Origin of the sequence: Acinetobacter sp. YH12045 (assembly GCF_013419925.1) — a bacterium.
GTDB classification, from domain to species: domain Bacteria; phylum Pseudomonadota; class Gammaproteobacteria; order Pseudomonadales; family Moraxellaceae; genus Acinetobacter; species Acinetobacter amyesii.
On the sequence record NZ_VOZE01000009.1, the window covers coordinates 96,462 to 111,734 of the forward strand.

Annotated in this window: 11 protein-coding genes and 1 rRNA gene; 2 read left to right on the forward strand and 10 right to left on the reverse strand. The window is 41.9% G+C overall.

Annotated features, from left to right (window positions below; genetic code table 11):
- Positions 1–36: 36 nt before the first annotated feature.
- The 4 genes from FTU02_RS12345 to ilvD (FTU02_RS12360) all read right to left on the reverse strand — a co-directional run bounded on the left by FTU02_RS12345 (position 37) and on the right by ilvD (FTU02_RS12360) (position 5,980).
- The gene (locus FTU02_RS12345; protein WP_078191648.1) at positions 37–324 is read right to left on the reverse strand and encodes a chorismate mutase; all 288 of its coding nucleotides are present in this window, start codon (positions 322–324) and stop codon (positions 37–39) included.
- Positions 305–1,627: a hypothetical protein gene (locus tag FTU02_RS12350; protein ID WP_180005355.1), complete on the reverse strand. Its 1,323-nt coding sequence runs from the start codon at positions 1,625–1,627 to the stop codon at positions 305–307. The genes FTU02_RS12345 and FTU02_RS12350 overlap by 20 nt, the downstream gene beginning before the upstream one ends.
- A 151-nt stretch (positions 1,628–1,778) precedes the next feature.
- Positions 1,779–3,464: a dihydroxy-acid dehydratase gene (gene ilvD, locus FTU02_RS12355; RefSeq protein ID WP_180009589.1), complete on the reverse strand. Its 1,686-nt coding sequence runs from the start codon at positions 3,462–3,464 to the stop codon at positions 1,779–1,781.
- Between the two features lie 686 nt (positions 3,465–4,150).
- Positions 4,151–5,980 carry a dihydroxy-acid dehydratase gene (ilvD, locus tag FTU02_RS12360; RefSeq protein ID WP_111885144.1) on the reverse strand — a complete coding sequence of 610 codons (1,830 nt, stop codon included), beginning with the start codon at positions 5,978–5,980 and terminating at the stop codon, positions 4,151–4,153.
- A gap of 437 nt (positions 5,981–6,417) precedes the next feature.
- Between ilvD (FTU02_RS12360) and fmt the strand changes: the two genes are divergently transcribed.
- Positions 6,418–7,377 carry a methionyl-tRNA formyltransferase gene (gene fmt, locus FTU02_RS12365; protein WP_111885186.1) on the forward strand — a complete coding sequence of 320 codons (960 nt, stop codon included), beginning with the start codon at positions 6,418–6,420 and terminating at the stop codon, positions 7,375–7,377.
- The gene (gene rsmB / locus FTU02_RS12370) at positions 7,377–8,684 is read left to right on the forward strand and encodes a 16S rRNA (cytosine(967)-C(5))-methyltransferase RsmB (RefSeq protein ID WP_180157343.1); all 1,308 of its coding nucleotides are present in this window, start codon (positions 7,377–7,379) and stop codon (positions 8,682–8,684) included. Before fmt ends, rsmB begins: the two co-directional genes overlap by 1 nt.
- 74 nt (positions 8,685–8,758) lie before the next feature.
- Here rsmB and FTU02_RS12375 read toward each other — a convergent pair whose 3' ends face one another.
- The 6 genes from FTU02_RS12375 to rrf form a co-directional block, all read right to left on the reverse strand.
- Positions 8,759–8,866: a methionine/alanine import family NSS transporter small subunit gene (locus FTU02_RS12375; protein ID WP_078194501.1), complete on the reverse strand. Its 108-nt coding sequence runs from the start codon at positions 8,864–8,866 to the stop codon at positions 8,759–8,761.
- Between the two features lies 1 nt (position 8,867).
- Positions 8,868–10,352 (reverse strand): sodium-dependent transporter, encoded by a 1,485-nt coding sequence (locus FTU02_RS12380; protein ID WP_111885142.1) that lies wholly within the window; start codon positions 10,350–10,352, stop codon positions 8,868–8,870.
- Positions 10,353–10,719: 367 nt separating this feature from the next.
- On the reverse strand, positions 10,720–11,250 hold the full coding sequence (locus FTU02_RS12385; protein WP_373684254.1) for a DUF1287 domain-containing protein: 531 nt from the start codon (positions 11,248–11,250) through the stop codon (positions 10,720–10,722).
- Between the two features lie 116 nt (positions 11,251–11,366).
- A complete protein-coding gene (locus tag FTU02_RS12390) occupies positions 11,367–12,812 on the reverse strand; it encodes an aldehyde dehydrogenase family protein (RefSeq protein WP_180157348.1) in 1,446 nt (481 codons plus the stop codon).
- A 359-nt stretch (positions 12,813–13,171) separates the two neighbouring features.
- The gene (locus FTU02_RS12395) at positions 13,172–14,545 is read right to left on the reverse strand and encodes an MFS transporter (protein WP_078194503.1); all 1,374 of its coding nucleotides are present in this window, start codon (positions 14,543–14,545) and stop codon (positions 13,172–13,174) included.
- 627 nt (positions 14,546–15,172) lie between these two features.
- Positions 15,173–15,273 (reverse strand): 5S ribosomal RNA (gene rrf, locus FTU02_RS12400); the annotation flags it as partial.

Genomic DNA, 15,273 nt, shown 5'->3' on the forward strand with positions numbered 1-15,273 from the left:
ATAATAGAGCTTATACGAAATTCAAATCGGTCCCAACTATGGTCGAATCTCTTTCAACTCACGTTGAATAAAATGCTGAATCATATCGCGGTATAAACGTTCCACAATATCTGCATTTACACCGTGCTCTGTGGCTTGTAGACGAATTTTACTAATCACCGCTTCGACACGTTCTGGTGATTGAACATCCTGTACTGAACGCTTAAAACGCACCGCTTGATCGACATAAAACTGACGTGCAGCAATGAGCTCAATAATTCCCTGATCAATCACATCAATCTGTGCGCGGGCTTGCTCTAATGACTCAACTTTTTCTTTCTTCATCTTCTCTGGCTTCACTTTCAGCGGTGTTTTCACTTTTATACTTCTCTTCTAACACATTACTGAAAATACTTTCAATCATCCAAACGCGATATAAACTATTAAATACATAGCTTTGACCTGCAATACGTAATTCTAAAACAGGAAAATCGGGCTGTGACTTCATCTCACAGTGCATATCATTTTCTTTTAATTTTTCAGCAATATCCTCAGTGATCAGTTCAGAAATCTCTAACTCATACTGTAAAGCCTGAAAATGTGCTTTGAAGGATAAATCACGCCCTTTGGTCCATACAGCCTCCAAAATGCGATACATCGCATCAATACGCTGCTCTTCGGGCGCACTGTAGTAAAGCTGTGACATAGCTAATGTCGCAGCTTCTGTAGGCCGGCAAAATGGCGTGAACTTAACTTCGGTCCGTTTAGACAGACGTGTTGCCAAACTCCAGTCAAACAGATCACGACCGTGATACGACAATGGATACACATTCAACTGAATATTATAATAGTCCGCCAATTCCTCACGAATATAAGCCAACAGTAACCATGAAATCGGATCTTCCATCGCGATGTAGAGATCAAGCTCAGGATCGAGTCCCTGAATTTCATTCAACTCTTCTGCATCACTGATCAGGTGCTCACGCCATTCAATATGATTGATCATAAAGATCGGGTTATCTGTCAGGAGTTTTTGTTGTTTTAAACGGCGCGTTAAACGCAGTAAATCATCTACAGCATGGTACTTACGTTCACCAAACTCAAAATAGCCCGATAAAATCGGGGTATCGGTAAAGATACGTTCAGGAAAATCTTGAGCTTTATGATGACGGCTGGCCATCGCATACAGTGTTCTCAGCTTGCCATACTGCTTTTGCCACAGCATGTGGAACACATCTTCAAGTAAATAAAGAAAATCTTGGCCGCGTAATGGCGTATTTTTTAGAATAATTTCGGCTTGTTCTAAAGCTTCGGCGGTCGGTTGTTCAGGTGTTTCATGAAAACTAAAACGATGCTGCCGCGCTAAAATTTGGGCATCATTCAGACAATATTGTTGCCATTCTATCGATGACATTTGATTAGGAGGTTCAGCACTCTGACGACAAATAATCACTTTCAGTGGTTTAATTTCATCACTGAGAATTTCTTCTAATTGAGGCAGTTGCTGCGCAGCCAAATAGCTATAAACATCATCCAGTCGAAGATAAACACTCAGACCTTGTTCCGTGGGTAACACCGCTTGTCGGGTCGGTTTCTGATAAAACCAACTCGATCGGATTGGATCGAACCAACGGCGTAACAGTGACATGCGTTTTTTGCCTCAAAATGATGAATTGTACCGAACCTGCCAGCACATGCTTAAAATTCAACTTCTATTATGAAGCTGTTTTAAATGAGATATAAGCCTTGTGCAAAACTTATATCAAGTCAGGGCTGAATGTTCAATGTTTAACAATGGATTAGACGTCTAGATTTAGGTCAGTCACCGCACCTTTTTCCGCACCAGAGGTCAACTTGGCAAATTTAGCCAAAGCGCCGTGGGTATAGTTTGGTTTCGGTTTGACCCAGGCCGCGCGACGTGCAGCAATTTCATCCTCAGCCACATGCCAAGTCATTTCACGGGTTTCAGCGTTAATTGAAATTTTATCGCCGTTTTTAACCAAGCCAATTGGGCCTCCTTCATAGGCTTCTGGTGTCACATGCCCAATCACAAAACCATGACTGCCGCCCGAGAAACGCCCATCAGTCAACAGTGCAACAGATTGGCCTAGACCTTTACCAATAATCGCTGAAGTCGGTTTTAACATTTCCGGCATACCCGGCCCGCCTTTTGGCCCAACACCGCGGATCACCACCACTTCACCTTCTTGTACTTCGCCATCTAAAATACCGCGCATGGCACCCTGCTCACCCTCAAATACCCGCGCAGGCCCCTCAAAATACAGCCCTTCTTTACCGGTAATTTTAGCCACTGCACCCGTCGGCGACAAATTTCCTTTGAGTACCACCAAATGTGAATCCTTTTTAATTGGCGCATCAAACGGCAAAATAATTTGCTGTCCTTCAGGATAATCCTCTACATCGGCTAAGTTTTCCGCCAAAGTTTTGCCCGTAACGGTGAGGCAAGAACCGTCGAGCATGCCGGCATCCAGCATGCGCTTCATCAGCGGTTGAATACCGCCAATGGCAATCAGTTCCGACATTAAATATTTACCCGATGGGCGCACATCGGCCACCACAGGAATATCTTTGCCAATACGCACAAAATCATCCAAAGACAGTTCCACGCCTGCGGTATGCGCCATGGCAATCAAATGCAGTACGCCATTGGTTGAACCGCCTAAAGCAATCAGCACTTTAATCGAGTTTTCAAAAGCGGCTTTGGTCATAATGTCGCGCGGCTTAATATCGAGACGCAGCAGGTTCATCACGGCTTCACCTGCGCGTTGGCAATCTTCAATTTTATCTGCTGAAACTGCTTCCTGCGCCGATGAACCTGGCAAGCTCATGCCTAAGGCTTCAATCGCTGAAGCCATCGAATTGGCCGTATACATACCGCCGCACGAACCCGGCCCCGGCAGCGCGACTTCTTCAATCTGCTTCACTTGAATTTCATTGATTTCGCCTTTGGCGTGCTGACCGACTGCTTCAAATACCGAAATCATATCGGTATGCCCTGCTCCGGGTTTGATGGTGCCACCATAAATAAACAGGCTCGGACGGTTTAATCGCGCCAAACCCATGATACAGCCTGGCATATTCTTGTCGCAGCCGCCTATGGCAATTACGCCATCATAGGCCTGACAGCCCAACACAGCTTCAATGGAATCGGCAATGATTTCCCGCGATAGCAATGAATACTTCATGCCTTCTGTACCGTTGGAAATGCCGTCAGAAATGGTGATGGTATTGAAAATAATGCCTTTCCCGCCTGCAGCATTCACCCCACTTTCAGCTTCACGCGCCAAGCCATCAATATGCATATTACACGGCGTGACATTGGCCCAAGTCGAAGCAATACCAATAAATGGGCGTTTAAAGTCTGCATCTTGGAAGCCCGTGGCACGCATCATGGAACGTGCAGGCGCATTCTCTATGCCTTCATAAACAGGAGCAGAATGTTCGCGGATATTATTTTTACTCATTGTTGTTCCTTGGCGATGGCTGATTTTGGCTTCAGCTTTGGTGGGTTCTTTTAAATTTATTGTATAGAAAGCGCTCGGCATGTAAAAGAAATTACATCTCAACAAAAAAGATTTTTAGCGCATGCAATACCATTCAATCACATGACAAAACGACATGGATGTCGCTGTTTTCCTGTATGGCAGGGATGCCATATCAGGAGAACAAAAGATTTTTGTTACTTTTGATCTTTCAAAAGTAAGGGATTGCCTACACAAAGCCATATAAATTATAGCTACTATTCGAGGCTGTCTTTTTAGAATTTTAATGACATCCACTAATTATTAAATTTTATTTATTTGCTTCAAGAAACATTATTTTTAATCAGATTAAGAAATCTATAACTTAGAATTATTGTCCCATTATTTCATTTAAAAGCTGATTACAGCGGAGTCTTACCTCTATAAAAGCTAATTTTCGGAGCTCGTATGTTACTTTTGTTTCGGCAAAAGTAACCAAAACCATTTGTCATCCGCAAAACTCGGCAACTGTTTGCAACTAAAAAAATGATCGCAGAAACATTCACTTTTAAATTACCGTTTGCCTCAGACAGTTGCGGATGACATTTCCTCGTATCCAATGCAAGTTATGTAGATGTAAATTAAAAAAGCACCCCATGTGGAGTGCTTTTTAATTAAACATCTAAAGTTTAGATTTCACGTACTGCGCCTTTCGCCGCACTCGTGGTATGCATTGCATACGCTTTCAATGCTTTCGAAATTTTGCGTGGACGCTCTTCAACTGGATGCCAACCTTTGGCTTCTTGCGCTGCACGGCGAGCGGCCATGGTTGCTTCATCAACAGCAAGGTTGATGGTACGGTTTGGAATATCAATTTCGATTAAATCGCCATCTTCCACCAAACCAATTGCACCACCTTCTGCTGCTTCAGGTGAAACGTGACCAATAGACAGGCCTGACGAACCGCCCGAGAAACGACCGTCAGTCAATAATGCACATTCTTTGCCTAGACCTTTCGATTTTAAGTAGCTGGTTGGGTACAACATTTCTTGCATACCCGGACCACCACGTGGGCCTTCATAGCGAATCACAACCACATCACCGGCTTTGATTTCATTGCCCAAGATCGCCTCTACTGCTGAATCTTGGCTTTCAAACACACGTGCAGTACCGTTGAATTTCAAGATTGAATCATCTACACCCGCAGTTTTTACGATACAACCATCGAGCGCAATGTTGCCGTAAAGCACAGCTAAGCCACCGTCTTTCGAGAACGCATGTTCAGCATTACGGATCACGCCATTTTCACGGTCACCATCTAGTCGTTGGTAATATCGATCTTGTGAGAATGCAGTTTGCGTTGGTACACCGCCCGGCGCTGAACGGAAGAATTGGTAAACGTCTTCATTTTCAGTACGGATGATGTCCCATTTATCTAAAGCATCTTTTAGTGAAGCTTCATGAACGGTACCAACCGAAGTATCGAGCAAGCCTGCACGGTCTAATTCACCCAGAATCGACATGATGCCGCCCGCACGGTGTACATCTTCCATGTGCACGTCGTTTTTCGCAGGTGCAACTTTACAGAGTACAGGCACTTTACGAGACAAACGGTCAATGTCGTCCATCGTGAAATCAACGCCAGCTTCATTGGCTGCAGCCAACAAGTGTAGAACGGTATTGGTTGAACCACCCATCGCGATGTCTAAAGTCATTGCATTTTCATACGAGGCTTTGGTCACCATTTCACGTGGCAATACGCTGTAATCATCTTGTTCATAATGACGTTTAGCCAATTCAACAATTAAAGAGCCTGCGCGTTCGAATAATTTTTTACGGTTTGCATGTGTTGCCAGTGTAGAACCGTTACCCGGTAAAGACAGACCCAATGCTTCTGTTAAACAGTTCATTGAGTTTGCGGTGAACATACCTGAACATGAGCCGCAAGTTGGGCATGCAGAACGTTCGTATTCAGCCACTTCTTCATCTGTATAGTTGTCATCTGCAGCCACAATCATGGCATCAATTAAGTCGATGGCTTTGTCGTTACCACGGATTTTAACTTTACCCGCTTCCATTGGACCACCAGAGACAAATACCACTGGAATGTTCAAACGCATTGCCGCCATCAACATCCCTGGAGTAATTTTGTCACAGTTAGAAATACACACCATCGCATCGGCACAGTGCGCGCTTACCATGTATTCCACAGAGTCTGCAATTAAGTCTCGTGAAGGTAATGAATACAGCATCCCGTCATGACCCATCGCAATACCGTCATCGACAGCAATGGTATTGAACTCTTTGGCTACACCGCCTGCTTGCTCAATTTGACGCGCCACGAGTTGACCAAGGTCTTTAAGATGAACGTGACCCGGTACAAATTGAGTAAATGAGTTCACGACGGCAATAATTGGTTTACCGAAGTCTTCATCTTTCATACCAGTTGCGCGCCATAAGCCGCGCGCACCCGCCATATTTCTTCCATGTGTCGATGTTTTTGAACGATAGTCAGGCATTTTATATTTCCAACAAAGTTTGAGCTTGAAATGAATCCTACAGATTCACTCTGGCTAAATCATACTGACAATGATGTAAAATCAGTCGAATTTTAAACCTATCATACACCAAGCCATTGTTTTTAAAGATGGCTTTTTAAGCTGAGATTTGGGCAGATGGGTCTATCAATAAAAACGAGTGATTTGACGACAAAAATCTTTTAACTGAAATCTACTATACCGCCATCAATGGCTGCACAATACAAAACTTTCATGAATAATTTTTAAATTTTATATAAATATAATTTATTTAAAAATTGCAAATTTGCGATTTTGGGTTATGAAATCATTGAGCTTGGACAGCTTCAAAGTTGCAAAAATCAATTTCTAATGTTCTAAATTACGCATTAATCATTTGCTATAATCCACATATTCAACACAGATTCGGTTCATTCATTTTGAAAATCATCTTTGCCGGTACGCCAGAATTTGCCGCAACAGCACTAGCTGCTTTGCTCAACACACAACATGAAATTGTTGCGGTATACACTCAACCTGACCGCAAAGCTGGACGTGGACAAAAACTCACAGCTTCTGCCGTAAAGCAATTGGCTTTAGAGCACCATATTCCTGTTTACCAACCGCTTCATTTCAAATCATCGACTGAAGAAGGTTTAGCCGCACAAGCGGAATTAAAGGCCTTAAATGCCGATGTTATGGTGGTTGCAGCCTATGGTTTGATCTTGCCGCAAGTGGTGCTAGATACCCCGAAATATGGCTGCCTGAATATTCATGGTTCATTGCTGCCACGTTGGCGTGGTGCAGCACCGATTCAACGTGCCATCGCAACAGGTGATATTGAAACAGGTGTCACCATTATGAAAATGGCAGCCGGACTAGATACTGGCGACATGATGTATAAAACCATCTGCCCGATTGAAGCAACGGATACCTCTGCAACTTTGCATGACAAACTTGCAGAGCAAGGTGCAACTGCAATTGCTGCCGTTTTAGACACTGAACAAACATTGCAGCAATATTTAGACAGCCGTGAAGTCCAAGACGAAGCATTAACAGTTTATGCACATAAGCTTTCAAAAGCCGAAGCAAAAATTGATTGGTCCATCGATGCCGTACAAATCGATCGTAATATTCGCGCCTTTAATCCGTGGCCGGTAGCATTTATTCAGTTAGATGAACAAAACAACTTACGTGTTTGGCATTCTGAACTTTCTGCTGTGTCTGCACCGAACGCACAAGCAGGTGAAATCATTGCCATCGACAAAAAAGGCATACACGTTGCCTGTGCCAATGGCAGCGTGATTATTTTGACCTCTTTACAATGGCCAGGTGCTAAACCACTCAACCCTGTACAAATTTTACAAACCCAAAAATTGACTATTGGACAAATTTTATAATGAAGCAATCTCCCAACGCCTCGACCCGAGACCTTAATTTACGTGCTCAGGTAGTGAAGACGTTATTGGCTGTCCAAAATGGTCAATCGCTGCAATCGGTACTCGCGCAGCAAATGAATATCGTGTCAGATAAAGACCGTGCGTTATTCCACGAATTGGTGCTCGGTTGTTTACGTCAATGGTACGCATTGAAACAACTGACTTTACCATTACTGTCTAAACCAGTAGATAACCAAGTGGTTGAAACCTGTTTATACCTTGGTTTGTACCAATTATTATGTACCCGTGTCGCGGCTCACGCTGCAATTTCTGAAACGGTGGAAGCTGCAAAACAATTGGGTATGGGAAGTCTAAGTGGCTTAATCAACGCAATTTTGCGCCGTGCAACACGTGAAACAGAACAGTTCTACGACGTACTTGAACAAGCAACCAATTTACCAAGTTGGTTATCTAAACGTTTGAAAAAAGACTGGGGTGAACAATTTGACGAGCTCAGCTATGAGCTTAAACAAATTGCGCCACTGACGTTACGTGTTAATACACGTCAAGTGAGCCGTGACGAATACCTCGATATTTTGGAAGATGAAGGCATCGATGCACATCGCTGTGAACTGTCTGATGTCGGTATTGTGATGGACGAAAGTCTACATATTCCAAGTTTGCCGGGCTTTGAAGCAGGTGGTTTTTCGGTACAAGATGAACATGCTCAACTGTGTGCAACACTATTACCAAATCTCGATGGTAAATTTGTGATTGATGCTTGTGCTGCGCCGGGTGGTAAAACCGCACATATTTTAGAGACTTTCCAACCGAAGAAACTCATTGCACTGGATCAAGATGAAAAGCGTCTAAAACGTGTGGTTGAAAACCTTGATCGTTTGGATCTCGATGGTAAACATGTTGAAATTCAGACTGCCGATGCCATCACCTATACTGCTCCTGAACTTGCTGATTGTATCGTGCTCGATGCACCATGTACTGCTGTCGGTGTAATGCGTCGTCATCCTGATATACGTTTACTACGTCAATCGGGCGACATTGCAAAAACTGTAGTGTTACAAAAACAAATTTTGGAAAACATGTGGAAGCAGCTTAAAGTCGGCGGCACGCTGCTTTATATCACCTGCTCGATTTTAAAAGCTGAAAATGAACAGCAAATGGTTGAGTTCTTTGCCAATCATGCCGATGCCCAAGAAATTAAAATTGAAGCGGATTGGGGTGTTGAACAAATTCATGGTCGTCAATTGTTCCCGAAAGTGGGTTATGGCGATGGCTTCTTCTACTGCCTCATTCAAAAAACAGCTTAATCTACAATAGAATTTGCTTTTTAGTACCACATAAAAAAGGAACCCTCGGGTTCCTTTTTTATCAACGATGAAGCTTAATCTTCTTCATCTGGATGTTTTGCTAAATGGATCGACGCTAAGATCAAACCGCCCCAAAGCAAAACCATTGAAATGATCATCATGATTAATGCAGATGTATTCATGTTATTTCTCCTCAGGGTTTTTGTCTTTCATGCAACTAAATACAATCGCACCAAGCACAAAGATCGCAATGACTAAACCGGCTACAGGCAATAACACGTCAACTGGATAACCACCATAGCCTTTAGATGCAACGTCTTTAATGGTTAAGCCTAAAGCTACTAATAATGAAAGCGGAGTAACAACCGTTAATAAGAAGTTCCAACCAAAGCCCAATTTGATACTTGAATATTGATTCACATGATCACGTAATTGCGCAAGCAATGGACGACGGAACCAAGACACCAAGATAATCGAGAACAAACCACCCGCTACGATACCAATGTTATTGGCGAAGTAATCAATGATGTCAACGAAAGTAATCGCACTATGTGTTGAGAAAATTAAGGTTGATACAATGGCAGAACCACCTGCCACAATCGTTACGGCTTTTTTACGTGACCAGCCGAATTTATCTTGGAACGACGCAATTGGCACTTCCAAAATACTCACCATTGACGTTATACCCGCAACTGCAAGTGATGAGAAGAACAAGAAACCAAATAAATCCCCCCCCGCACCCAAGCTCGAAATGATTTTCGGGAAAGCAATAAACGCAAGACCAATACCGCCTGAAACCACTTCATTTACAGGTACGCCCGCACTATGCGCCATAAAGCCCAATGCCGCAAAAATACCAATACCCGCTAAGATTTCAAATGATGAGTTGGCTAATGCAACGACTACACCTGAACCGGTCAAGTTGGTTTTTGCTTTTAAGTAAGACGCATAGGTCAACATAATCCCGAAACCAATCGATAACGAGAAGAAGATATGACCAAAGGCTGCTAACCATACTTTATAGTCAGTCATCGCATCCCAGTTTGGCGTAAAGAATGCATTTAAACCTTCTGTAGCACCCGGTAAACGCACTGCTTGAATCACCAAAATCGAGAACAAAATCACCAACAATGGAATAAAGATTTTATTCGAAAGCTCTACACCCTTCTTCACACCACCATATAAAATGAACATGGTAATCGCCCAAACAATCACCAATCCAAAAAATAAGGTCGGTACAAAACCAAAGGCAATTCCATCGGCATTTTGCAAGTAGGTATTAAAGAAGAAGCCTTGCGTATCTTCACCCCATTTTTGACCGATTGAGTAGAAAATATAACTGCCGGCCCATGACAATACGCTGGCATAGTAGATCCCGATGATGAGTGTCACCATCACTTGCCACCAACCTAATGCCTCACTGTTCATAAGTTTTTTATATGCAGTTGGCGGAGCTTTTCGGAATTTATGTCCCACTGCATAATCTAAGAATAATAAAGGCAAACCCGCTGCAAAAATTGCAATTAAATAGGGAATTAAAAATGCACCGCCACCATTTTCATACGCCACGTAAGGGAAACGCCAAATGTTTCCCAAACCTACAGCGGAACCAATAGCGGCAATGATAAATCCTGATCGTGCCGACCAGTTTTCACGATTATCTGACATAGAACACCTAAACCTCAGGCATCTTTAACTGCTGCTTGTTATGGTTATATCGCGAGCAAAAAAAGAACCATAAAAATAAAATTCTGGGTGTTTGATCTGGTGAGATACCTTGTGAGCGTCTATACCAAATTGCAAACAGAAAAATCACATGCGCATTTTGGTTAAAAACACCACAAATAACTTTCCCTTTGTATGAATTAACAATACTCACTTTTTTTAAGTTTTTCTGTAATTTCTACGGCAAATATTCCATTTTTATAATGTGTTTAGGCTTAAATGTTCATTTAATCAGCTTATTTTTCATACAATTTAAGTTATCAATAATATAACTTTTAGGAATATTTTATTTCCAATTAAATTTTTAAAGTTATTTCACTCGATAATGTCCGGTAATTTGATAGGCATGCAAAATATCTTCTTCCTGTGTGCCCTCTCCAATATTATGGATGATGAGCGGAACATCGCTAGCTTTCACTTTACGATCTGAAACCACGCCGATATGCACTAAACCACGTCCTAAGTCCCAAGTGACAATATCTCCTGCCAAATACTGCTTATCCTTGACAACATAGCCCTGACGTTGCATCCAGGTTTGAATATTGGGAACACGCCGATGATCAATATTTTTATCTGTTCCTTTTAAGCCCCATTTTTGTGGATACTGCTTAAAATTGGCTTTCATATCTTCATGAATGGCTTTTTGTAAATCAATCCCTTGCTGTCGTAATGCACGAATTATCACATCGGTACAAACACCCTTGATTAAGGGAACATCTCCCATCGGATAACGCAGTGCAGTATATGCAGGATCATAATATAAGGTTTTCCCAATTTGACTGCGTGCATCGGTCACCATTTGAGTGGCGTTAAAGGCAAAGACAGCCATATTCACGGTCATCAAACTGACCAATAATAAAATTCGTTTCATTTTTTCTTATGCACTTTAGTTTTTGAAATGATTAAAAAAATGGGCTTCGAACAGATCCATACTGAACCAAGCCCATATTTAAACGGCTACAGTTTTATCGCCAATACGCGTTCTTCTTGCATATCTCGAATGGCAGACTGAATTCCTTCACGGCCTAAGCCAGAATCTTTTACGCCACCATATGGCATGTTATCAACACGGAAAGATGGAATGTCATTAATAATCACTCCACCGACCTCTAAGTGATTCCACGCATACAACATTTTATTCAAATTTTGCGTATAGATGCCCGCCTGTAAACCAAAACGGCTGCTATTAATTTTGGCGATACCTTTTTCAAAGTTTTTGTATTTCTCTAAAATCGCTACAGGGCCAAAGATTTCATCTTTATACACTTCTAGCGCTTCATCGACATTTTCTAATAAAATTGGATCGAGCAAAGCCCCCTGATGTTCACCACGAACCAATGCTTTGGCACCTTTTTTTACTGCTTTATCGACCCATTTATGCACGCGTGTTGCTTCTGCTTCCTTAATCATTGGACCGACCATGGTGCTTTCCAACTGTGGATCAGCCGCTTTAAGCTGCTTCATTCTCGCCACGAGTTTTTTCTTCACATCGGCATAGATATCGGCATGCACCAAGATGCGTTGTACGCTGATACACACCTGCCCTGCATGGTTATACGCCCCACCGACTAAGCGTTCAATAAATGCCGCTGAAATGTCAGTATCAGGCTCAACCAATACCGCAGCGTTGCCACCGAGTTCCAAAGTCACTTTTTTACGTCCCGCACGCGCTTTCATATCCCAACCCACAACATCAGAACCGGTAAAGCTGAGCAGTTTAAATCGGTCGTCTGTGACCAAGACATCTGCATGTTCCCGTGGACAAGGTAAAACTGAAAAAGCACCTTTAGGTAAATCTGTTTCTGCTAAAACTTCCGCAATTTTTAAAGCTGAAATAGGCGTCAAACTTGCAGGCTTCAACACAAATGGACAGCCTGCAGCAATGGCAGGTGCAATTTTATGCGCAGTCAGATTGATCGGAAAATTAAACGGGCTGATCAACGATACAGGACCAATTGGCACATGTTTGACCATACCTTGATATCCAGATGCCGCTGCAGTAACCGCCAATGGGATCATGCGACCATCATCCATCTGTGTAACAGCATCGGCAGCAATTTGAAAGGTATTGATTAAACGTTCAACTTCAGCAGCTGCGGCTTTGCGCGGTTTTCCACCTTCCGCAATTAAAATTTCAGTCAATTCTGCACGCATTTCGTTAAAACGTTTTACGCAGTGCAGTAAGATTTTTTGTTTTTGAAAAGGTTCCAATGCCGCCATTGCAGCGCTAGATTTAACCGCTGAATCAATGGCTTTTTCAATGATTGCAGCATCTGCGAGTGCAACGCGTGCATATACGTCTTGAGTATATTTATGATTCACTTCTAACCACTGCGCTGTGGTCGCTGCTTTACCAGCAACATAGAGCGGATAATCTTTTATATCTTGTACGGCTTTGGACATGACGATATTTCCATGATCTTGAGACATTATTGATAAATGTGAATAAATCTATGCCCTCTATCATGCGCTGACTGAGCACAGAGTTCACTATATTTAAGTAACAAAATTAACCTCAAGCCTCAAACTTGATTACTTATACGCCCTGAACTTCATCCCCTATTTTCAGACCTCGGCTTGTACTGAAAAACGTATGATCGAGTCTCTATATAACAATGACATTAAATTAGAAAGCTGTATAAAATATTAAATCTCATTATTTATCAATTTTTTAATCAATCATTTAACCTAAATTCAATGATAAAATTATAAGTACAACATAAAAAAGCCCATCAAATGACGGGCTTTTTTAAATCTATGATTTAGCTATACGAACGCTGTGTTTTCACTGAAGCCTTATTCACATTTTCTAAAGCGGCAACCTCTTCATCCGTTTGCGCTTTGCGAATAAAGAACACTGCAATTGCTGCGATGACTACTGGAATTCCTACGGCCATAAAGTTAATTTGATGTGGCAATTCTTGTGATAATAAATAGCCGATCAGAATAGGGCCAACAATCGCACCTGTACGACCGACTGCAGATGCCCATCCAATACCTGTCGAACGTACAGACAACGGATAGTACTGTGCAACATAGCTATACAGCAAGATTTGCGAACCAATTGCCGATGCACCTGCGACAGCAACCAAAAGATAGATCACAGGCTGTGGTGAATTAAAGCCGAGTAACGATAGTGCCACAGCACCTGCAAGACATAATGTAATGATCACCGGTTTTAAATGGAACTTATCCGCTAAAATACCGCCGCCAATCGTACCAATCACCGCACCAATATTCATCGCCAATAGGAACGTCAAACTGCTACCTAACGAATAACCTGCGGCCATCATTAGTTTTGGTAACCAACTACCTAATGCATACAGGGTTAATAGACACATAAAGAAGCATAGCCAAAACAACATCGTACTTATGCCACGACCTTGCTTATACAACGCTCTAACAGACGCTCCACCCGGAACCGCAACTTCAGTCAGTTCAAGTTGAGTATTTGCAGTCACCGTTTGCTCTGGTGCAATGGTTTGAATCATCCTACGAGCTTCATCGTGACGATTCACCTTCACCAAAAATGTGAGCGATTCAGGTAAAAACTTCCAAGCAAACGGCAACAGTAACAGTGGGATACCCGCAATGAAGAACATGATTTGCCAGCCATAATCCGCAGTAAACCATGAACCAAATAGAGCGGCCATGATGCCACCCATTGCATAACCACTGAACATAGTGGTCACTAAAGTACTGCGTAGATGCTTAGGTGCATATTCAGACGTCAATGCCACAAGGTTCGGTAATACTCCACCAATGCCAAGTCCAGCAATAAAACGTAAAGCACCAAATTCAGTAGGATTTGATGCAAAACCGCCTAGAAATGTGAATGTACTGAATAAAAATACACAGATCATGATGACTTTCTTACGGCCAATCTTATCAGCCAAAGTACCAAACATCATGGCACCAAACATCATCCCTGCAAGTGCTGTACTCGCAAGCATGCCTGCCTGAACCGCTGTTAATCCCCAATCTTTCATCAATAAAGGCAGCGCAACACCATTGATCGCTAAGTCATAACCATCAAATAAAATAAGAATTAGACACCACATCATGATGCTGAAATGCGATTTTGTGAACTTAGCGTTATCGACAACGCTATTCACATTCATTGTGCTTGTAGACATTGAACCTCACCTCCAATTGTGAGTTTTATTTTTCGCTACAATGCCGTTTTTGAATGTAAATTGTCCAAAATTACAAAGGTATAGCCCCATACCTTTCAGATATATCCATGTCGTTTGGGAATAAAATGTCATAAAAACTTCGATATTTTTGAAATATTTATACATAAAAAAATCGATGGACTGTAGGTCTAGTTTTTATAATGATTAATTATCAATGTGTTACTAGAAGCTAAATCACAATTAGACGATAGATTATTTGATATGAAAATTGTCAGAATAAACCTCAAATTTTAGAGAAAAAAATCGCAGCTCTACGATCTAAGTCGTAGATTTCTAAATCATAAGTCATCAGACATCACTTAAGTCGATAATTAGGCATTTAAACTGTTGTTTTAGCTGACTTACATTCAGATTTTCCAGCATTTTAAGCTGAGAATTCCCTCAATTGATGATTTTTGAATGCGTTTATTGTCTAAGAATCATCCATTTTTAAATAATTCAAGTCTCAATTTATCAATAATTTTCTCATTTTCCTATTCTATTCTTCTGCTTTTCTTCTTATTTTTCGCTTTTCTTCCGACATAAAAAAACACCCCCTGACATATCAGGGGGTGTTTTCGAATAATGAGCTGGCGATGACTTACTCTCACATGGGTAACCCCACACTACCATCAGCGCTAAGAGGTTTCACTTCTGAGTTCGGGAAGGGATCAGGTGGTTCACTCTTG

Excerpts from the sequence above, each read along its gene's own strand:
- FTU02_RS12385 (WP_373684254.1), bottom strand. The coding sequence starts at position 11,250 with ATGACCGTGAATATGGCTGTCTTTGCCTTTAACGCCACTCAAATGGTG.
- FTU02_RS12350 (WP_180005355.1), bottom strand. The coding sequence starts at position 1,627 with ATGTCACTGTTACGCCGTTGGTTCGATCCAATCCGATCGAGTTGGTTT.
- FTU02_RS12380 (WP_111885142.1), bottom strand. The coding sequence starts at position 10,352 with ATGTCAGATAATCGTGAAAACTGGTCGGCACGATCAGGATTTATCATT.
- rsmB (WP_180157343.1), top strand. The coding sequence starts at position 7,377 with ATGAAGCAATCTCCCAACGCCTCGACCCGAGACCTTAATTTACGTGCT.
- FTU02_RS12395 (WP_078194503.1), bottom strand. The coding sequence starts at position 14,545 with ATGTCTACAAGCACAATGAATGTGAATAGCGTTGTCGATAACGCTAAG.
- FTU02_RS12390 (WP_180157348.1), bottom strand. The coding sequence starts at position 12,812 with ATGTCCAAAGCCGTACAAGATATAAAAGATTATCCGCTCTATGTTGCT.
- ilvD (WP_111885144.1), bottom strand. The coding sequence starts at position 5,980 with ATGCCTGACTATCGTTCAAAAACATCGACACATGGAAGAAATATGGCG.
- FTU02_RS12375 (WP_078194501.1), bottom strand. The coding sequence starts at position 8,866 with ATGAATACATCTGCATTAATCATGATGATCATTTCAATGGTTTTGCTT.
- ilvD (WP_180009589.1), bottom strand. The coding sequence starts at position 3,464 with ATGAGTAAAAATAATATCCGCGAACATTCTGCTCCTGTTTATGAAGGC.
- FTU02_RS12345 (WP_078191648.1), bottom strand. The coding sequence starts at position 324 with ATGAAGAAAGAAAAAGTTGAGTCATTAGAGCAAGCCCGCGCACAGATT.